An 18,345-nucleotide genomic window follows, 5' to 3' on the forward strand; every position below is an offset into this window, starting at 1 on the left:
CTTGCCTGCGATGCGGGCACCTCGGTATGTCAGTGACACTGAGGTGATGCAATCGCAGGCAAGCCAGCTCCCACACAAGCCAGCTCCCACACTTTAGCGGATCAGGCCTGGTAGCTGATCCGTCCATCCACCAGGGTGTAACGCACAGTCGCCGGCAAGCTATGGCCGATGAACGGGCAGTTTTCACCGCGGGACAGCCACTGCTCGCCGGCGACAGTAGAACTGGCCGGGTCAAACAGCACCAGGTCCGCCGCCGCACCCACCGCCAGCTTGCCCGCCGGCAGGCGCAGCGCTTGCGCCGGGCCTGAGCTCAGGCGTGCCAGCAACGTTGGCAAGTCCAGCAACCCATCTTCCACCAGGGTCATTGCCAGTGGCAGCAGCAGCTCGACGCTACTGATCCCAGGCTCTGTCGCGCCAAACGGTGCCAGCTTGGCATCCCGTTCGTGGGGCTGGTGGTGGCTGGAGATCGCCGACACCACCCCGGACTTCACCGCCGCACGCAAACCGTCACGGTCGGCGCGGGTGCGCAGTGGCGGTTGCACGTGGTACAGGCTGGAGAAGTCGATCAATGCCTCATCGGTCAGGATCAACTGGTACAGCGCCACATCGGCGGTCACCGGCAGGCCACGGGCCTGGGCCTGGGCGATCAAGGCTACGCCGCGGGCGCTGGTCAGCTGGCTGAAGTGCGCGCGTACGCCGCTTTGTTCCACCAGCAGCAGATCACGGGCCAGGGCCACGGTTTCTGCGGTTTCCGGGATGCCTGCCAGGCCGAGGAAGCTGGCGGTGGGGCCTTCGTGGGCCAGGCCGCCTTCGGCCAGGTCGTGGTCCTGGGAGTGGAAGATCACCGTCAGGTCGAAGGTGGCCGCGTACTCCAGGGCACGGCACAGGGTGCGGGTGCTGCGGAAACTCTCCAGGCCGTTGCCGAAGGCCACGCAACCCGCGTCGCGCAGGGCAATCAGCTCGGCCAGTTGCTCGCCATCCAGGCCTTTGCTCAGGGCGCCGATGGGGAACACTTTGCAATTGCCGGCCTCGCGGGCGCGGTCGAGGATCAGCTCGGCCACGGCCGAGGTGTCCAGCACCGGTTTGGTCTGCGGCGGGCAGCACAGGCTGGTGACACCGCCTGCAGCGGCGGCGCGGGTTTCGCTGGCGATGCTGCCTTTGCGGCTGTAGCCCGGCTCGCGCAGGGCCACGTTCAGGTCTACCAGGCCGGGCGCGGCCACCAGGCCTTTGGCATCGATGCTCTGAACCGGGCTGAAACCACTGGGGGCGGCGCCGATGGCGATGATCTTGCCGGCTTCCAGGTGCAGATCAGTGACTTGATCCAGGCCGCTGGCCGGATCGATGACTCGGGCGCCGAGAATGCTGAGCTTCACTGGGCGTTCTCCTGCTCGAATTGACGTTGGGCAGTTTGCCCGCTCATGGCCATGGACAGCACGGCCATGCGCACCGCGATGCCGTAGGTGACCTGGTTGAGAATCACCGAGTGCGGACCGTCGGCCACCGCCGACTCAATCTCCACCCCCCGGTTGATCGGGCCTGGGTGCATGACAATGGCATCCGGCTTGGCGCCGGCCAGGCGTGCGGTGGTCAGGCCGAACAGGCGGTAGAACTCGCCTTCGCTGGGCAGCAGGCCACCGGCCATGCGCTCGCGTTGCAGGCGCAGCATGATCACCACGTCGACATCCTTCAGGCCTTCGGCCATGTCGGTGTAGACCTTCACCCCGTATTGCTCGATGCCTACCGGCAGCAGGGTTTTCGGCGCGATCACGCGGATATCCGGGCAGCCCAGGGTTTTCAGGGCCAGCATGTTCGAGCGTGCCACCCGCGAGTGCAGGATATCGCCGACGATGGCCACAGAGAGGTTTTCAAAGCCGCCCTTGTGCCGACGGATGGTGAGCATGTCGAGCATGCCCTGGGTCGGGTGGGCGTGGCGGCCATCGCCACCGTTGATGATCGCCACCTGCGGGCACACGTGCTCGGCGATAAAGTGCGCCGCGCCCGAGTCGCCATGACGCACCACGAACATGTCGGCCGCCATGGCCTCCAGGTTGCGCAGGGTGTCGAGCAGGGTTTCGCCCTTGCTCGCCGACGAGGTGGAGACGTTCAGGGTGATCACGTCGGCTGACAGGCGCTGGGCCGCCAGTTCGAAGGTGGTGCGGGTGCGCGTCGAGTTCTCGAAGAACACGTTGCAAATGGTTTTGCCGCGCAGCAGCGGGACTTTCTTCACCGCCCGGCCGCCGACTTCAAGGAACGAGTCGGCAGTGTCGAGGATTTCGGTGAGCAATTCGCGGGGCAGGCCGTCGAGGGACAGGAAGTGTTGCAGCTGGCCCTGAGCGTTGAGCTGCAGCGGGCGCTTGGCATCTAGAGGCGTCATCGCGGGGACTCTTTACAAGGCGGTTTAAAGGGCGAGGTCTTGCAGTTCGAGTTCGAGCGGCGTGGGACCGGACAATTTTACCCGCTGCTGGGCCGAAAGCGACAGTGTCGCGCCCACCACATCCGGGCTGATCGGCAGTTCGCCAGCCTCGAGGTCGAGCAGGCAGACCAGGGTGATGCTGGCCGGGCGGCCGTAGTCGAACAGCTCGTTCATGGCGGCGCGGATCGTGCGCCCGCTCATCAGCACGTCATCGATCAGTACCAGGTGCTGGCCTTCGATTTCAAAGGGCAGCGCTGACGGGCGCACTTGCGGGTGCAGGCCGTTCTGGCTGAAGTCATCGCGGTAGAAGGACACATCCAGGGTGCCCAGGGGCGCATCACTGCCCAGCTCTTGCAGCAACGCCTGGGCGACCCACACGCCACCGGTACGGATACCGATGAAACGCGGCTCGCTGATGGCGCGGTGTTGCAGGTGGGTCGTGAGGCTCGTCGCCATCTGACGGATCAGTTCGGCGGGATTGGGCAGGCTCATGGTGGCTCCTTCAAGGGCTTGGGCAGCGTGACGCTGGCAAAGTCCGGGCTCAAACGTAAGAAGACGCGGCAAGCCGCGTCAGTCAGGATTCAAATAAAGCGGTGTTTTCATCCAGCCAACCCTGCAGCAGCAAGGCGGCGGCAATGGCGTCGACCGGGTTGTCGCGGTAGCTGCCTTTCTGCCCGCCACGGTCGCGACGCTCACCCTTGGCCTCGAAGGTCGTCAGGCGTTCATCGTGGGTATAGAAGGGCAGGTTGTAGCGGCCGTTGAGGCGGCGGGCGAACTTTTCGGCGCGCAGGCACATGTCGCTGGGGGTGCCGTCCATGTTCAGCGGCAGGCCGACCACCACTGCGTCGGGCTTCCATTCCTTGATCAGGGCTTCGACCTGATTCCAGTCCGGTATGCCGTTCTGCGCCTTCAAGGTACACAGCTCGCGGGCCTGGCCGGTAATGACCTGGCCCACGGCCACGCCAATCTGCTTGGTGCCGTAATCAAACCCGAGGATCAGTCGCAAGGCCATCAGGCGTGCCCCACCTGGCTGGTCAGCAGGTTGAGGTTGACCCCCAACTGCTTGGCCGCGGCATTCAGGCGCAGTTCGCTGGCGGTGTTGAACAGAATGTCGGCATCGAAGGGGCAGGTCAGCCAGGCATTGTTGGCCAGCTCTTCTTCCAGTTGCCCGGCCTCCCAGCCCGCGTAACCCAGGGTGATCAGGCTCTGCTGCGGGCCGGCGCCATCAGCGATGGCAAACAGCACGTCCTGGGAAGTGGACAACGACACGCCCTCCAGGTCGACGGTTGCCTGGAACGTCGGGCCGCTGGGATGCAGCACGAAGCCGCGGTCAGTCTGCACCGGGCCACCGAAGTAGATCGGCACCGCCTGGCAACTGGCGGGTGGATCGATCTCCGGGCGCAGTTGCTCAAGGATATCCGCCAGGTTCAGGTCTTGCGGTCGGTTGACCACCAGCCCCATGGCGCCATTGGCCGTGTGCTCGACGATATAGGTCAAGGTGTGCGCAAAGTTCGGGTCGGCCATATGGGGCATGGCGATCAGGAATTGGTGCTTGAGGTAAGTCGGGCTGACATTTTTCATGTCCGCTAGTGTGGCGTTGGAGGGGCGAACTGACAAGCTGGGGATGTGTAGGAATACGGTTAGCGGATTTGTTGCCCGTGTAGGAGCGAGCGTGGGGTAGTCAATTGCTGGAAAGCCGGTCGCCCTTGGCAAAGCGCCAGGTGCGGATGATTTCCAGGCGGTCGATATCGTTCAGGTCGCCGGTAAACGGGGCGAACGGTGCGGCCAGGCGCACGATGCGTTGTGCCGCCTGGTCCAGTAATGGCTGGCCGGACGACTCCAGCACCAGCACTTCATATAAGGAACCGTCGCGGTTGATTGATACGAGCAGGCGCAGGTTGCCGTAGATCTGCTGGCGCCGGGCCTCGTCCGGGTAGTTCAGGTTGCCGATGCGCTCGACCTTCTTGCGCCATTCGTCCTTATACCAGGCGCCTTTGTCGCGCATGGTAGAGGCGGCATTGAGCCGATAGATGCGCGGGCGCTTGGCATACAACTGTTGTTCGTTGGCCAGTTCGGCCTCCAGGCTGGAGATTTCGCTGGAAAGTTGCGAGCTGTCGAATGTCGGTGCGGGCTTGCTCGGCACAGGCTCGGTCTTCACGGCTTCGCGCTGGGTCACGGCCTTCTGGGGTTTTGGCGCAATGGTGGCGACGGCGGCCTTGGGCGCGGCCTGCTTGACCTCGGGCTTGGCCGCTGGAGGCGGGGTGACCTTATTGATCTTGTTGTCCTGGAAGGGCGCCACTTCGGTGGTCTTGGGCACTGCCTTTTTATCCAGGGTGCCGCTGCCCTGCTGGTTGTCCTGCGCCAGAAAGTCAGCCTTCTCGGGCTTTTTCTCACTTTTGAAGGTGGCGAGGGTGATTTCCAGGGTTTTGCTGATTTGCTGGGGTTCGACGAACGTGAAGCCCAGGCCGAGGATCAACGCCAAATGAATCAGCGCTGCCAGGAATAGGGTAAATCCGAGCCGATCAGCCGGGCGTACGCCGCTGTGGCTGAGTTCGGGGGGCAGGTCGGACGGAAGCGTCATAACAGGAAAACCAACATCGCGCGTCTCACGGGTGGCGCATGATAGCGCAATGTTGGTTTACATCTGGCTGTTCTATGTCACTTGGCTTGTAGCTTGTCGGCAATTGCCGCCATGAGCATTTCGCCGATATTGGTGCCGAACGCGTTGTCTATTTCGCGGATACAGGTGGGACTGGTCACGTTGATTTCGGTCAGGTGCTCGCCAATTACGTCAAGGCCTACAAACAGCAGGCCCTTTTCCCGCAGGGTCGGGCCAACCTGGGCGGCGATCCAGCGGTCCTTGTCGCTCAGCGGGCGGGCTTCGCCACGACCACCGGCCGCGAGGTTGCCACGGGTCTCGCCGGCCGCCGGGATACGCGCCAGGCAATAATCCACCGGCTCGCCGTCGATCATCAGGATTCGCTTGTCGCCGTCCTTGATTGCCGGCAGGTAGGCCTGGCCCATGATCTGCTGGGTGCCCAGGGCGGTCAGGGTCTCAAGGATCACCGACAGGTTCGGGTCGCCCGCGCGGTGACGGAAGATCGAGGTGCCGCCCATGCCATCCAGCGGCTTGAGGATCACATCGCCATGCTTGGCGGCAAATTCACGCAGCACATCGGCGCGGCGGCTGACCACGGTCGGCGGCGTGCACTGTGGGAACAGGGTGGCGAACAGTTTTTCGTTGCAGTCGCGCAGGCTCTGCGGCTTGTTGACGATCAGCACGCCGGCGCGCTCGGCCTGCTCCAACAAGTAGGTGGAGTAGACGAACTCCATGTCGAACGGCGGATCCTTGCGCATCAGGATCACGTCCAGGTCGCTCAGGGGGCTGTCGATCTCGTCTTGCAGCTCAAACCATTTCTCAGGGTTGGCGAACACCTGCAAGGGGCGCATCCGCGCCCGCGCCTCGCCATCGCCCTGGTAAAGGTCGCGCTGTTCCATATAGAACAGGGTCCAGCCGCGGGCCTGGGCGGCCAGCAGCATGGCCAGCGAGCTATCCTTTTTATAGGAGATGCTGGCGATAGGGTCCATGACAATGCCGACGCGAACGCTCATGGGGAATTCCTCTAGCAAATAAGGGCGCATAAAAGTGGCGTCAGAGTGGCGCTGCGGCTGTTGTGGGTCAAGGAAAAACCACCTTGCCGGTCGGCCGATAGATTGCCTCCCCAGTCTGTGCTAAAAAGGCTGCCATGGCGTGTCGGCCCTTGCATGGCAAGGGTTTTGGCGCTCCTCCCAGGCAGCATCCGGCAGTACACGCCGAAACCCGATTCGCTGTGGCGATGGTAGAGCAGATATGGAACAGCATTCCAACGCCTTGAAAGTGATGGTGATCGACGACTCGAAAACGATTCGCCGCACCGCTGAAACGCTGTTGAAGAACGTGGGGTGCGAAGTCATCACGGCCATCGACGGTTTTGATGCCCTGGCCAGGATCGTTGACCATCACCCGCACATTATCTTTGTCGACATCATGATGCCGCGCCTGGATGGCTATCAGACCTGCGCCCTGGTCAAGAACAACCCGGCGTTCAAGGCCATCCCGGTGATCATGCTGTCGTCCAGGGACGGCCTGTTCGACAAGGCCAAGGGGCGCATCGTCGGCGTCGATCAATTTTTGACCAAGCCTTTCAGCAAGGAAGAACTGCTCAGTGCGATCAAGGCCTATGTGCCGGGTTTCGCCGCAGTAGAACAAGCACATTGACCCAGCCCCCTGGGCTTGCGTCAACCAATGTAGTGGGGAAAACCATGGCACGCGTTCTGATCGTCGACGATTCGCCGACTGAAATGTACAAACTGACCGGCATGCTGGAAAAGCACGGCCACCAAGTCCTCAAGGCCGAGAATGGCGCCGATGGCGTGGCCCTGGCCCGCCAGGAAAAACCCGACGCCGTCCTGATGGATATCGTCATGCCCGGCCTCAATGGCTTCCAGGCCACGCGCCAGTTGTCCAAGGAGCCGGAAACCAACGGTATCCCGATCATCATCGTCACCACCAAGGACCAGGAAACCGACAAGATCTGGGGCGCACGCCAGGGCGCCAAGGCGTACCTGACCAAGCCGGTGGAAGAAGACAAGCTGATCGAAGTGCTGAACTCGGTGCTCAAGTCCTGACGGCACGTTCCCATGACCGAGTCGCAAACCGCCTTTGAGCTGCTGCTGGACATCGACCGCCGTTGCCGCCTGCTGGCCGCTGATTTGCCGTCCCAGGAAACTCGCTCGCACAGCTGGAGCGGCATTGGCTTTCGCCTGGGCGGGCATTGGTATGTGGCGCCCATGGGCGAAGTCGCCGAGGTACTGCATGAACCGCGCTGCACCCTGATGCCCGGGGTCAAGCCCTGGGTCAGGGGCGTGGCCAACCTGCGTGGGCGCTTGCTGCCGGTGATCAACCTGTGCGGGTTTTTCGGCTATGAGCTGTCGACGGCGCGCAAGCAGCGCCGGGTGCTGGTGATCGAACACGAAGACACCTTCGTCGGCCTGCTGGTGGATGAGGTGGTCGGCCTGCAGCACTTCGCCCAGGACCAGCTGCGCCCGGTATCGGCCAGCGTGCCCGCGGCCAGCGCCGCGTTTATCCAAGGCCAGTTCAGCGGCGACCCGCTGTGGCAGGTCTTCAGCCCCTTCGCCCTGGCCCAGGCCCCGGGCTTTCTGGATGTTGCCGCATGAGCACCGCCACGCCCGTCAAACCGCAGGAAGCCTCCCGTAGCCGCTCGCAGATCATCGTGCTGTTTATCGCGCTGATCATCTTCATCATGCTGCTGTTCGCCAACTTCGCGTACCTCAACACCCAGTCCACCTACGACAAGCAGTACATCGGCCACGCCGGCGAGCTGCGCGTGCTGTCCCAGCGCATTGCCAAGAACGCCACCGAGGCCGCAGCCGGCAAGGCCGCCGCGTTCAAGCTGTTGAGCGAGGCGCGCAATGATTTTGCCCAGCGCTGGAGCTACCTGAAAAAAGGCGACCCGGCCACCGGCCTGCCCGCTGCGCCCAGCGCCGTGCGCAGCGAAATGCGCGCCGTGCAGCATGACTGGGAAGCCTTGCTGAAGAACACCGACGTGATCCTGGCCAGCGAGCAGACGGTGCTGTCCCTGCATCAAGTGGCGGCGACCCTGGCCGAAACCGTGCCGCAATTGCAGTTGGAGTCGGAAAAGGTCGTCGAGATCCTGCTGCAGCGCGGCGCGCCCGCCAGCCAGGTGGCCGTGGCCCAGCGCCAATCGCTGCTGGCCGAGCGCATCCTGGGGGCGGTCAACACGGTGCTGGCGGGGGATGACACGGCGGTCAAGGCCGCCGACGCCTTTGGCCGCGATGCCAACCGCTTTGGCCAGGTCCTGGCCGGCATGCTCCAGGGCAGCGCAGGCCTGAAAATCAGCGAAGTGCAGGACCCGGACGCCCGTGCGCGCCTGGCGGAAATTGCCGAGCTGTTCGAGTTTGTCTCCGGCTCCGTGGATGAAATCCTCGAAACCTCGCCGCAACTGTTCCAGGTGCGCGCCTCGGCAAGCAACATCTTCAGCCTGTCGCAAACCCTGCTCGATGAAGCCTCGCACCTGGCCACCGGTTTTGAAAACCTGGCCGGCGGGCGCACCCTCGACACCATCGGCGGCTATGTCCTGGGCTTGCTGGCGCTGGCGTCAATCATCCTGATTGGCCTGGTGATGGTGCGCGAGACCAATCGCCAGCTGCGCGAAACCGCCGAGAAAAACGAACGCAACCAGAACGCGATCATGCGCCTGCTCGACGAAATCGAAGACCTGGCTGACGGCGACCTCACCGTGACCGCCTCGGTGACCGAAGACTTCACCGGCACCATCGCCGACTCCATCAACTATTCGGTGGACCAGTTGCGCGACCTGGTGGCGACCATCAACCTCACCGCCGGTGAAGTGGCCGGCGCCGTGCAGGAAACCCAGGCCACCGCCATGCACCTGGCCCAGGCCTCGGAACACCAGGCCCAGCAGATTGCCGAAGCCTCGACGGCGATCAACCAGATGGCCCAATCCATCGACCAGGTATCGGCCAACGCCGCCGAGTCTTCGGCGGTGGCCGAGCGCTCGGTGGAGATCGCCAACAAGGGCAACGAGGTGGTGCACAACACCATCCACGGCATGGACAACATTCGCGAGCAGATCCAGGACACCGCCAAGCGCATCAAGCGCCTGGGCGAGTCGTCCCAGGAAATCGGCGACATCGTCAGCCTGATCGACGACATCGCCGAGCAGACCAACATCCTGGCCCTCAATGCCGCGATCCAGGCGAGCATGGCCGGTGACGCCGGGCGCGGGTTTGCGGTGGTGGCCGATGAAGTGCAACGCCTGGCCGAGCGCTCGTCGGCGGCTACCCGGCAGATCGAGAACCTGGTGCGGGCGATCCAGACCGACACCAACGAAGCGGTGATCTCCATGGAGCAGACCACCACCGAAGTGGTACGTGGCGCGCGCCTGGCCCAGGACGCCGGGGTGGCCCTGGAAGAAATCGAGGGGGTGTCCAAGACCCTGGCCGCGCTGATCCAGAGCATCTCCAACGCCGCGCAGCAGCAAACCTCGTCGGCGGGGCAGATCTCCCTGACCATGAACGTGATCCAGCAGATCACCAGCCAGACCTCATCGGGCTCCACGGCCACCGCCGAGAGCATTGGCAACCTGGCCAAAATGGCCAGCCAGTTGCGCCGCTCGGTATCGGGCTTCACCCTGCCGCCCGTGCGCAAGACCGATGAATGACATGCCTCCCCAAAGCCACCGCAATCTAAATGTGGGAGCGGGCTTGCTCGCGAAAGCGGTGTATCAGTCACCTAATGTGCCGACTGACCCAGCGCTTTCGCGAGCAAGCCCGCTCCCACATGGATTCTCACTTTTCACCCATTCAGACGGGAGTCGTTATGGTTGACCGGCACGACTACGTCGCCCTCGAATGGGTCAAGGGCGAGATCGCCGACACCCTGAAGCAGGCCCGTGCGGCGCTGGACGCCTTTGCCGACGACGCCAGCGAGCAAGCCCTGGCGCAGTGCCTGGAGGGCATTCACCAGGTCCACGGTGCCCTGCAAATGGTCGAGTTCTACGGCGCGGCACTGCTCGCCGAAGAAATGGAGCACCTGGCCCTGGCCCTGCAAGCCGGGCGTGTCAGCCAGCGTGAAGAAGGCATTCGCCTGCTGCAGCAAGCCCTCGGCCAACTGCCGTTGTACCTGGACCGTGTGCACAGCGCGCGGCGCGACCTGCCCCTGGTGGTGTTGCCACTGCTCAACGACCTGCGCAGCGTGCACGGCAAAAGCCTGCTCTCGGAAACCAGCCTGTTCAGCCCGCAACTGCTGGTGATCGCGCCGCTGCCCGATGATGCCCTGGCCCAACGAGCGCCGGCTGATTTTGCCGAGCAACTGCAGCAATGGCGGCAAATGCTGCAACAGGGCTTGGCCGGGCTGCTGCGTGAAGACCACGGCCCGAGCAACCTGGAAGACATGGCGCGGGTCTTCGCGCAACTGGAAGCGCTGTGTCACGGCGCGCCGTTGCTGGCGTTGTGGCAAGTCACCTCGGCGCTGGCCGAAGGCATGCTCACCGGCGTTATCGCCAATAGCCCGGCGTTGCGCAGCCTGCTCAAGAGCTGTGACAAGGTGCTCAAGCGCCTGCAAATCCAGGGCATCGAAGGGATCAACACCCCGGCGCCCGACCAACTGCTCAAGAGCCTGCTGTTTTACATCGCCAAAGTCACCCGGCCGACACCGCGCATGCAAAGCCTCAAGGAACGCTACGGCCTGGATGAAGCCTTGCCCGACAGCACCGTGGTCGATGCCGAGCGCGCGCGCCTGGCCGGGCCGGACCGCAACGCCATGGGCTCGGTGCTCGGCGCATTGTGTGAGGAGTTGGTGCGGGTCAAGGAGCGCCTGGACCTGTTCGTGCGCAGCGACCGCCAACACATCTCTGGCCTGGACAGCCTGCTGGCGCCGTTGCGGCAGATCGCCGATACCCTGGCGGTATTGGGCTTTGGCCAGCCGCGCAAAGTGATCATCGACCAATTGGCGGTGGTCCAGGGCCTGGCCCAGGGGCAGCGCGAGCCCAACGACGCGGTGTTGATGGATGTAGCCGGGGCGTTGCTGTATGTCGAGGCGACGCTGGCCGGGATGGTCGGCACCGTCGAACCGCAAAACCGTGAAGACAGCCGCCTGCCCACCACCGACCTGACCCAGATCCACCAATTGGTGATCAAGGAGTCATGCCAGTGCCTCAAGCAGGCGCGAGAGCTGGTCATCGACTGCCTTGAGGCGCAATGGGATACACAGCGCCTGGAGTCCCTGCCAGAGCTGCTGACCCAGGTGCGTGGCGCCCTGGCGATGATCCCGCTGCCGCGCGCGGCGAGCCTGGTGCGTGGCTTCAAGATTTACGTCGATGAACAGTGGATGGGCCATGACACCGCGCCGCCGGCGGCGCAGCTGGAGCATTGCGCCGATGTGCTCACCAGCCTGGAACACTACCTGGAGCGCATGCTGCAGGACCCGGATGCACCGGGCGAGCGGGTGTTGGATATCGCTTTTGAAGGGCTCGCGGCGCTAGGTTATGCGCCAGTGCCCGCGCAGCAAGCCTGGCGCCAGGAACCCTCGGCACCGCACGATGAATTGCCGGTCGATTCCCAGACCCTGGCGCAGGCCCTGGCCAGCCCGACCCCACGTCTCAACCCACCGGCCCTGCAACGCCCGGGCAGCCTGCTGCCGCCGCCAGCCGATGAAGAGTCGGTGGATGATGAACTGCGCGAAGTGTTCCTGGAAGAAACCGCCGAAGTGCTGGACGTGTTGCAGCGCCTGGTGCCCCAAGGTGCCGCCAGCCTTGAAGATAAAACCGCCCTGAGCGACATGCGCCGCGCCTTCCATACCCTCAAGGGCAGCGGGCGCATGGTGCGTGCCCTGGTGTTGGCGGAACTGGCGTGGGCCGTGGAAAACCTGCTGAACCGCGTGCTCGAGCGGGTGGTCGCGCCGGGCGCCGAGGTCCAGGCGGTGCTGGATGACGTGCTGGTGCTGCTGCCGGCCTTGATCGCCGAGTTCGCCGCCGACACCCAGCGCCAGCGCGATGATGTCGACCACCTTGCCGCACGCGCCCATGCCCTGGCCAGTGGCGCGCCGTTACCGCCAGCCGTGGCTCAGGATGACAGCGCGCTCGACCCACTGCTGCTGGAGATCTTTCGCAACGAAGCACAGAGTCACCTGGACAGCCTCAATCGGTTTTTGCACCAGGCCACCGAGCAGATGCCGCTGCCTGTCAGCGATGAGCTGCAACGTGCCCTGCATACCCTCAAGGGCAGTGCCTACATGGCGGGCGTCTTGCCCATCGCCGAACTGGCGCGGCCGCTGGACCACCTGACGCGCGAATACAAGGCCCATCGCCTGGCCCTGGACCTGGATGAAATCGACTTGCTGCTGGAGGGCGAAGCCCTGTTCCAGCGCGGCCTGCGCCAGTTGGACAGTGACCCCCTGGCGCCCATCGACGGTGCGCAATCGTTGATCGAGCGCACCCAGGCGCGCCTCGACAGCCAGCTCGAAGCCTTCCTCAATGCGCCGAGCGCCGGCCTGCGGGTCAAGCGCGACCCACAGTTGATCAGCAACTTCCTGGCCCAGGGCATGGACATCCTGCTCGATGCCGAAAGCCTGCTGCGGCGCTGGCAACAACACCCTGGCGAGCGCCAGGAGCTCAGTGCGTTGCTGGACGAGCTGACCACCCTGGGCGAGGGCGCGCACCTGGCCGAACTGCATCCGATGGATGAACTGTGCGAAGCCTTGCTCGACCTGTATGGCGCGGTGGAAGAAAGCAGCCTGGCGGTCAGCGAGCGATTTTTCCAGGAGGCCGAACAGGCCCATGAAGCCCTGATCAACATGCTCGACCAACTGGCCGCCGGCCAGGAGGTCAGCCCGGCGCCGGCGCGCATGAAAGCCTTGCGCGAGTTACTCGATGAAGGGCTCGACCCCAGCGCCACCGGCCTGATCAAAACCGATGGCAGCCGCGCCTTGAGCATTGCCGAACTGGGCGCGGCCACCTCGCAGTTGCAGCAGGACTGGGCGGTGGACGATGAGATCGTCGAGATCTTCCTTGAAGAAGCGGTGGATATCCTCGACAGCGCCGGGCAGTCCCTCAAGCGCTGGCTGCTGGACCCCGACGGCGTGGCGCCGCTGTCGTCCCTGCAACGCGACCTGCACACCCTGCGCGGCGGTGCGCGCATGGCCGAAATCGGCCCGGTGGGCGATCTGGCCCAAGAGTTGGAAAGCCTTTACGAAGGCCTGGTGGACCGGCGCTACAACTACTCCGTTGAAATGGCGCAAGTGTTGATGGACAGCCATGAACACCTGGCCTTGCAACTGGAGCAGTTGCAAGAGCAGCAACCCTTGAGTGATTCCAGCGCCCTGATTGGCCGCTTGCGCGAGGTGCGCCAGAACGCCGCGCCGGTGGCGCTACCCACACCGCCCGATGCACAGGGCGGCGGCAGTGATCCGGAGCTGCTGGACATCTTTCTGGAGGAAGCGGCCGACATCCTCGACAGCTCCGGCGCCGCACTGTCGCGCTGGCAGGCCGAGCCCCAGGGCCGCCAGGAAGTCGAGACCCTGCTGCGCGACCTGCACACCCTCAAGGGCGGCGCGCGGATGGTCGAGATCGGCCCGATTGGCGACCTGGCCCACGAACTGGAGTTTCTCTACGAAGGCCTGTCGGCGGGCTTGCTGGCGCCCACCAGCGAGCTGTTTGCGCTGCTGCAGGGCTGCCATGACCGCCTGGCGCAGATGGTCGAGGCAGTGGCGGCGGGGTTGCCGGTCGGTTCGGTGGAGCGCCTGATCGAGCGCATCAAAAGCCTGGTCCAGCCCAGCGAAGACCAGGCCGCACCGGTCGCCATGGCCGCCAGCAAACCCGAAGCCCCGGCCGCTAGCGAGCCGGGCGCGGACATGGTGAAAATCTCTGCCGAGCTGCTGGATGACCTGGTCAACCTCGCCGGCGAAACCTCGATTTTCCGTGGGCGCATCGAGCAGCAGGTCAACGACGCCCGCGCCGCCCTCAGTGAGGTGGAAACCACCATCGAGCGCATGCGCGACCAACTGCGCCGCCTCGATACCGAGACCCAGGGCCGTATCCTCAGCCGCCAGCACGCCGAGACCGAGCGCCTGGGCTACGAAGAATTCGATCCACTGGAAATGGATCGCCATTCCCAGTTGCAACAGCTGTCCCGCGCGTTGTCCGAGTCGGCCTCGGACCTTTTGGACCTCAAGGAAACCCTCGACCAGCGCAACCAGGACGCGCAGAACCTGTTGCAGCAACAGGCGCGGATCAACACCGAGCTGCAAGAAGGCCTGATGCGCACGCGCATGGTGCCGTTCGAGCGCATGCTGCCGCGCCTCAAGCGTATCGTGCGGCAAGTGGCCGGCGAGCTGGGCAAGGACGTGGAATTCGTGGTCGGCAATGCCGAGGGCGAGATGGACCGCAACGTGCTGGAGCGCATGGCCGCGCCCCTGGAGCATATGCTGCGCAACGCCGTCGACCATGGCCTGGAATCGCGGGATGCACGGCTGTTGGCGGGCAAGCCGCAGAAGGGCCGGATCACCCTGGACCTGAGCCATGAAGGTGGCGACATCATCTTCGACATGCGCGACGATGGCGCTGGCGTGCCGCTGGATGCGGTGCGGCGCAAGGCGATCAAGCGTGGCCTGCTGGACCCGGAGATGGAGATCAGCGATCGCGATGTGTTGCAGTTCATCTTGCAGCCGGGCTTTTCCACCGCCGAAAAAATCACCCAGATTTCCGGGCGCGGCGTGGGCATGGACGTGGTGCATGAAGAAGTGCGCCAACTCGGCGGGAGCATGGTGATCGACTCTACGCCGGGGCAGGGCGTGCATTTTCGCATTCGCCTGCCGTTCACCGTGTCGGTCAACCGGGCGTTGATGGTGCAGTGCGCGGAAGACCAGTACGCGATCCCGCTGAACACCATCCAGGGCCTGGTGCGCGTGTTGCCCAATGAGCTGGAAGGGCACTACCAACTGGACCCGCCGGTGTATCAATACGCCGGCCAGCGCTATGAGCTGTATTACCTGGGCGAGCTGCTGCACACCGTGGCCCGGCCCAAGCTACTGGGGCAAAGCCAGCCGCTGCCGGTGCTGCTGATGCAATGCAACGAGCGATATATTGCGGTGCAGGTGGACGACATGGCCGGCACCCGGGAAATCGTGGTCAAGGGCCTGGGCCCGCAGTTTGCGGCGGTGCAGGGGCTGTCCGGGGCGACCATCCTCGGCGATGGCCGGGTGGTGTTGATCATCGACCTGCTGGCACATATCCGCGCCCTGGCCCCGGCCTTGCCGGCCCAGGCGGCGGACACGGCATTGGCGGTCAACGAGCCGCAGAAAAAACAGCGATTGCTGGTGCTGGTGGTAGACGACTCGGTGACCGTACGCAAAGTCACCAGCCGCCTGCTCGAGCGCAACGGCATGAACGTACTGACTGCCAAGGACGGCATCGACGCCATCGCCCTGCTCGAAGAACACACCCCGGACCTGATGTTGCTGGACATCGAAATGCCGCGCATGGATGGCTTCGAAGTGGCGATCCAGGTGCGCAACGATCCACGGCTCGCGCGCCTGCCGATCATCATGATCACCTCGCGCACCGGCCAGAAACACCGCGATCGGGCCATGGCGATTGGGGTCAACGACTACCTTGGCAAGCCCTATCAAGAGTCGGTGTTGCTCGAAAGCATCGCCTACTGGAGCCCGAAACATGCTTGACCACCGCACCAGCCAACTCACCGGCTTGCTGCTGCCCCTGGCCGACCGCCACCTGCTGCTGCCCAACGTGGCGGTGGCCGAGCTGATCGACTTCCAGCGCGGCGAACCGGCCAGCGACGCCCCGCCGTGGTACCTGCGGCAAGTGACCTGGCGCGACCAGCAACTGCCCCTGATCAGCTTCGAAGCGGCCTGCGGTGGTACCAGCGTTGTCAGCGAACGCGCACGGATCGTCGTGCTCAACGCCCTAGGCGGGCGCCCGACCTTGAAGTTCATCGCGCTGGTGATCCAGGGCATTCCCCGCTCGTACAAGCTCGACAGCCAACTGAGTTATGTGGACGTCCCCCTGTCGCCGCTGGAACTGGCGGCGGTACAGGTCGGCGAGCATGTGGCGAAAGTGCCGGACCTGATGGGGTTGGAAGCGCTGCTGGTCGAGGCTGGGTTGGCCTGAACAGCCGTTATCAACACCTCTGAAGACCCAATGTGGGAGCTGGCTTGCCTGCGATAGCATCACCTCGGTTTAACTGACACACCGAAGCGTCTGCATCGCAGGCAAGCCAGCTCCCACATTGGAGTGCGCTTGGCGCCAAACCTTACTTAATCTGCGCAAAACGCTCAATGACCGGTTGTTCACGGTGCTCTGCTTGCCAAAGATCGTAGGTACTTTGCATCGACAACCATAACCGCGCTTTGCTGATGCCTGCCCGCTCCAACCTCACGGCAAGGTCTGGGCTGACTGGCGCGTGACCATGCAGGATCCTGGAGAATGTTTCCCTGGCAAAGCCGAGCCGCCGGGCCATTTCGGTAATGGTGATGCCCAAGCTGGGCATCACATCCTCAAGCAGGATTTCGCCGGGATGTGGCGGGTTGTGCATACCCATGTACGTGCCCCTGTTCAATGGTAGTCAAGGTAATCAACCAGTTCGACGTGATCATCAAGCATACGAAAAATGATGCGCCAGTTACCGCTAATGCTGACGGAGCAGTAGTCGAGCAGATCGCCTTTGAGTCGATGAAAACGCCATCCTGGGAGATTCAATTCGCCCGGGTGTCCTGCGCTATCCAGAATCAGCAGCACACGACGCAAGCGTTTCGCGTGACCCGCGTTGATGCCTTTGGTTGATCCTGTTTCATAATGTTCTGCTGGTGAGATGATTCAAATTCCAAAGGCTAGAGAGGTGCCATCCGAGCAACAACCCTAAAAATCTGTAGGAATGATCATGCGGCATGATGCCTTCAGATTTTTCCCGCACATTTTCGCGCCGCCCATGAACTTGTCGCTCGCCGCCTGCGCGCCTAGGCTTGGTCGGTCATCGCAAAAAACGGTGACACGGACGTGCAAGTCCGGTTACATATCGGCGCACCAACGCCCATAGCCTTTCAACGGGCGTTTTTTATGCCTGCTGTGTTTGTTATGGCGGCTGTGCGTGGGAGACCTTCGGGTCTGCCGGGGTCCGATATGCCCGGTCTTGCACACCTGCGCACAGCTGCCACCCGATTTGCGTGCAAGCAAGCGGTGTCAGTCTCCTTCACATATCGGAGATGTTCACCATGATCAAACCCACCCCCAACCGACCTACCTCATCCAGTATCTTCACCGTCAACCCACACCAGAACACCGAAACCCTGCTGGTCAACGCCAGTGAAACCCTCGCGTCCCTCAACGCCCTGACCTGCGGCCTGGCCTTTGAGCTGAACGGCGCCCAGCGCGGCGTGCTCCTGGCCATCCAACAAATGACCGAACTGGGCCAACTGCTGGTCGAGCGTGCGCTGGAGCAACTATCGCCTGCGGCCGCTGCGTAAAACTTGATCAGTCCCAGAAAGGGACCGTTCGTTCCCTTTTTGGGACTGATGCCTGCTCGGGTAAAGCCCCACGTAAACCCGCCGATAACCCGACGAGTCTTTCGGTGGAAGCAACAACACAATGTGGCTATTTGACGTATTTGCCTGGCTGTACAACCTCACCCCGTTTACCGGTGCTTTGCTGTTGTGGTTCCTGGTGTTGGTGTTCACTGCCAGCGCGACGATGAATTTTCCGACACGGCGCGGCAAGCTCGCTGGCTTCGGGATTTCGGTGGTGGGCGCGGTGTTTATCTTGGGGTACCTGGAAACCCTCGTGCTCAACGCCACAGGCAAAGAAATCAAGGGTGTTGTGATCAACCTGGTGGTCATGAGCCTCGGCGGTTTGGGCTCGTGCTTGCTTGGGGTGGCCATTTCGAAAAGACCAAGCAAGGCCGAGATTGAACAGACCCGCACCAGCATTCGTGGCTGGGGCCTGGCGGTCTTTGAATACCTGTTCGTGTTTATCCTGATGTGTTCACTGGTGCTGACTGTTTTCTGCCTGCCCTTGTGGCGCCTGGATTGGCCCGTGGTGTCGGGGCATGAAGTCACCGGCCTGCTGCTGGCTTTCCTGGGCGCGGCTTCAGGCTGTGCGATCGTCTCCTATCTGCGTCGGTTGATGAAGTGGGAGCAATGGGGCGTGGCCGTGTTGTTTGGGCTGTTGCTGTTTCTGCTGCCCGTGTACGTGCAGGCGATTTGGGGGCTGGTGAGCTGGAGCCTGGCGGCGGTGCTGGGGTTTCATGGCGTGGCGGGCATTGGCTTGGGCTGGACCGTGTGGCGCCAGCGCATGGAATGGCGGCGCTCCTGACCATTACTC

General features: G+C 63.4%; 17 protein-coding genes. 8 read left to right on the forward strand and 9 right to left on the reverse strand.

From position 1 onward, the window contains the following. Positions 1-101 precede the first annotated feature (101 nt). From HBO19_RS12455 to gshB, 7 genes are all read right to left on the reverse strand, one after another. Entirely contained in the window at positions 102-1,373 is a 1,272-nt protein-coding gene (locus tag HBO19_RS12455; protein WP_169953557.1) for a dihydroorotase, read from the reverse strand. After that, the gene (locus tag HBO19_RS12460; protein ID WP_038444135.1) at positions 1,370-2,374 is read right to left on the reverse strand and encodes an aspartate carbamoyltransferase catalytic subunit; all 1,005 of its coding nucleotides are present in this window, start codon (positions 2,372-2,374) and stop codon (positions 1,370-1,372) included. The genes HBO19_RS12455 and HBO19_RS12460 overlap by 4 nt, the downstream gene beginning before the upstream one ends. Before the next feature lie 24 nt (positions 2,375-2,398). Beyond that, positions 2,399-2,905 (reverse strand): bifunctional pyr operon transcriptional regulator/uracil phosphoribosyltransferase PyrR, encoded by a 507-nt coding sequence (pyrR, locus tag HBO19_RS12465; protein ID WP_169953558.1) that lies wholly within the window; start codon positions 2,903-2,905, stop codon positions 2,399-2,401. Between the two features lie 82 nt (positions 2,906-2,987). Further along, positions 2,988-3,425 (reverse strand): Holliday junction resolvase RuvX, encoded by a 438-nt coding sequence (ruvX, locus tag HBO19_RS12470; RefSeq protein WP_005792259.1) that lies wholly within the window; start codon positions 3,423-3,425, stop codon positions 2,988-2,990. Then, positions 3,425-3,994 (reverse strand): YqgE/AlgH family protein, encoded by a 570-nt coding sequence (locus HBO19_RS12475; protein WP_170042156.1) that lies wholly within the window; start codon positions 3,992-3,994, stop codon positions 3,425-3,427. Before HBO19_RS12475 ends, ruvX begins: the two co-directional genes overlap by 1 nt. A 100-nt stretch (positions 3,995-4,094) precedes the next feature. Continuing rightward, positions 4,095-4,994 (reverse strand): energy transducer TonB, encoded by a 900-nt coding sequence (locus HBO19_RS12480; protein ID WP_169953560.1) that lies wholly within the window; start codon positions 4,992-4,994, stop codon positions 4,095-4,097. Positions 4,995-5,071: 77 nt separating this feature from the next. Continuing rightward, positions 5,072-6,025 carry a glutathione synthase gene (gshB, locus tag HBO19_RS12485; RefSeq protein ID WP_029300457.1) on the reverse strand — a complete coding sequence of 318 codons (954 nt, stop codon included), beginning with the start codon at positions 6,023-6,025 and terminating at the stop codon, positions 5,072-5,074. A gap of 238 nt (positions 6,026-6,263) precedes the next feature. On the opposite strand from gshB, the gene pilG reads away from it, so the two are divergent. The 6 genes from pilG (at position 6,264) to HBO19_RS12515 (ending at position 16,140) form a co-directional block, all read left to right on the forward strand. Then, entirely contained in the window at positions 6,264-6,671 is a 408-nt protein-coding gene (pilG, locus tag HBO19_RS12490) for a twitching motility response regulator PilG (RefSeq protein WP_032858786.1), read from the forward strand. 44 nt (positions 6,672-6,715) lie between these two features. Further along, positions 6,716-7,081 carry a twitching motility response regulator PilH gene (gene pilH / locus HBO19_RS12495; RefSeq protein ID WP_169953561.1) on the forward strand — a complete coding sequence of 122 codons (366 nt, stop codon included), beginning with the start codon at positions 6,716-6,718 and terminating at the stop codon, positions 7,079-7,081. Positions 7,082-7,093: 12 nt separating this feature from the next. Continuing rightward, positions 7,094-7,630: a chemotaxis protein CheW gene (locus tag HBO19_RS12500; RefSeq protein WP_169953562.1), complete on the forward strand. Its 537-nt coding sequence runs from the start codon at positions 7,094-7,096 to the stop codon at positions 7,628-7,630. Next, on the forward strand, positions 7,627-9,678 hold the full coding sequence (locus HBO19_RS12505) for a methyl-accepting chemotaxis protein (RefSeq protein ID WP_169953563.1): 2,052 nt from the start codon (positions 7,627-7,629) through the stop codon (positions 9,676-9,678). Before HBO19_RS12500 ends, HBO19_RS12505 begins: the two co-directional genes overlap by 4 nt. Positions 9,679-9,836: 158 nt before the next feature. Then, positions 9,837-15,692: an Hpt domain-containing protein gene (locus HBO19_RS12510; RefSeq protein ID WP_170057586.1), complete on the forward strand. Its 5,856-nt coding sequence runs from the start codon at positions 9,837-9,839 to the stop codon at positions 15,690-15,692. Continuing rightward, positions 15,685-16,140 (forward strand): chemotaxis protein CheW, encoded by a 456-nt coding sequence (locus HBO19_RS12515; RefSeq protein ID WP_169953565.1) that lies wholly within the window; start codon positions 15,685-15,687, stop codon positions 16,138-16,140. Before HBO19_RS12510 ends, HBO19_RS12515 begins: the two co-directional genes overlap by 8 nt. A gap of 142 nt (positions 16,141-16,282) precedes the next feature. Here the strand turns inward: HBO19_RS12515 and HBO19_RS12520 are convergent, their stop codons facing one another. Together HBO19_RS12520 and HBO19_RS12525 are read right to left on the reverse strand one after the other, a co-directional pair. After that, on the reverse strand, positions 16,283-16,570 hold the full coding sequence (locus tag HBO19_RS12520) for a HigA family addiction module antitoxin (RefSeq protein WP_099168625.1): 288 nt from the start codon (positions 16,568-16,570) through the stop codon (positions 16,283-16,285). Between the two features lie 14 nt (positions 16,571-16,584). Continuing rightward, complete coding sequence (locus tag HBO19_RS12525; RefSeq protein ID WP_169953841.1) at positions 16,585-16,845, reverse strand: type II toxin-antitoxin system RelE/ParE family toxin; 261 nt, start codon at positions 16,843-16,845, stop codon at positions 16,585-16,587. 395 nt (positions 16,846-17,240) lie between these two features. Here HBO19_RS12525 and HBO19_RS12530 point away from each other — a divergent pair, with 395 nt between their 5' ends. After that, positions 17,241-17,492, forward strand: a complete 252-nt coding sequence (locus tag HBO19_RS12530; protein ID WP_170057587.1) for a DUF6124 family protein — start codon at positions 17,241-17,243, stop codon at positions 17,490-17,492. Positions 17,493-17,613: 121 nt separating this feature from the next. Then, positions 17,614-18,336, forward strand: coding sequence for a hypothetical protein (locus HBO19_RS12535; RefSeq protein ID WP_170042159.1), 723 nt, complete (start codon positions 17,614-17,616; stop codon positions 18,334-18,336). Positions 18,337-18,345 lie beyond the last annotated feature (9 nt).

This window comes from Pseudomonas sp. WS 5021 (assembly GCF_012985535.1).
Taxonomy (GTDB): Bacteria; Pseudomonadota; Gammaproteobacteria; order Pseudomonadales; family Pseudomonadaceae; genus Aquipseudomonas.

Excerpts from the sequence above, each read along its gene's own strand:
- HBO19_RS12520 (WP_099168625.1), bottom strand. The coding sequence starts at position 16,570 with ATGGGTATGCACAACCCGCCACATCCCGGCGAAATCCTGCTTGAGGAT.
- ruvX (WP_005792259.1), bottom strand. The coding sequence starts at position 3,425 with ATGGCCTTGCGACTGATCCTCGGGTTTGATTACGGCACCAAGCAGATT.
- HBO19_RS12505 (WP_169953563.1), top strand. The coding sequence starts at position 7,627 with ATGAGCACCGCCACGCCCGTCAAACCGCAGGAAGCCTCCCGTAGCCGC.
- HBO19_RS12515 (WP_169953565.1), top strand. The coding sequence starts at position 15,685 with ATGCTTGACCACCGCACCAGCCAACTCACCGGCTTGCTGCTGCCCCTG.
- HBO19_RS12530 (WP_170057587.1), top strand. The coding sequence starts at position 17,241 with ATGATCAAACCCACCCCCAACCGACCTACCTCATCCAGTATCTTCACC.
- HBO19_RS12510 (WP_170057586.1), top strand. The coding sequence starts at position 9,837 with ATGGTTGACCGGCACGACTACGTCGCCCTCGAATGGGTCAAGGGCGAG.
- pilG (WP_032858786.1), top strand. The coding sequence starts at position 6,264 with ATGGAACAGCATTCCAACGCCTTGAAAGTGATGGTGATCGACGACTCG.
- HBO19_RS12475 (WP_170042156.1), bottom strand. The coding sequence starts at position 3,994 with ATGAAAAATGTCAGCCCGACTTACCTCAAGCACCAATTCCTGATCGCC.
- HBO19_RS12460 (WP_038444135.1), bottom strand. The coding sequence starts at position 2,374 with ATGACGCCTCTAGATGCCAAGCGCCCGCTGCAGCTCAACGCTCAGGGC.
- gshB (WP_029300457.1), bottom strand. The coding sequence starts at position 6,025 with ATGAGCGTTCGCGTCGGCATTGTCATGGACCCTATCGCCAGCATCTCC.
- pyrR (WP_169953558.1), bottom strand. The coding sequence starts at position 2,905 with ATGAGCCTGCCCAATCCCGCCGAACTGATCCGTCAGATGGCGACGAGC.
- HBO19_RS12500 (WP_169953562.1), top strand. The coding sequence starts at position 7,094 with ATGACCGAGTCGCAAACCGCCTTTGAGCTGCTGCTGGACATCGACCGC.
- HBO19_RS12535 (WP_170042159.1), top strand. The coding sequence starts at position 17,614 with ATGTGGCTATTTGACGTATTTGCCTGGCTGTACAACCTCACCCCGTTT.
- pilH (WP_169953561.1), top strand. The coding sequence starts at position 6,716 with ATGGCACGCGTTCTGATCGTCGACGATTCGCCGACTGAAATGTACAAA.
- HBO19_RS12480 (WP_169953560.1), bottom strand. The coding sequence starts at position 4,994 with ATGACGCTTCCGTCCGACCTGCCCCCCGAACTCAGCCACAGCGGCGTA.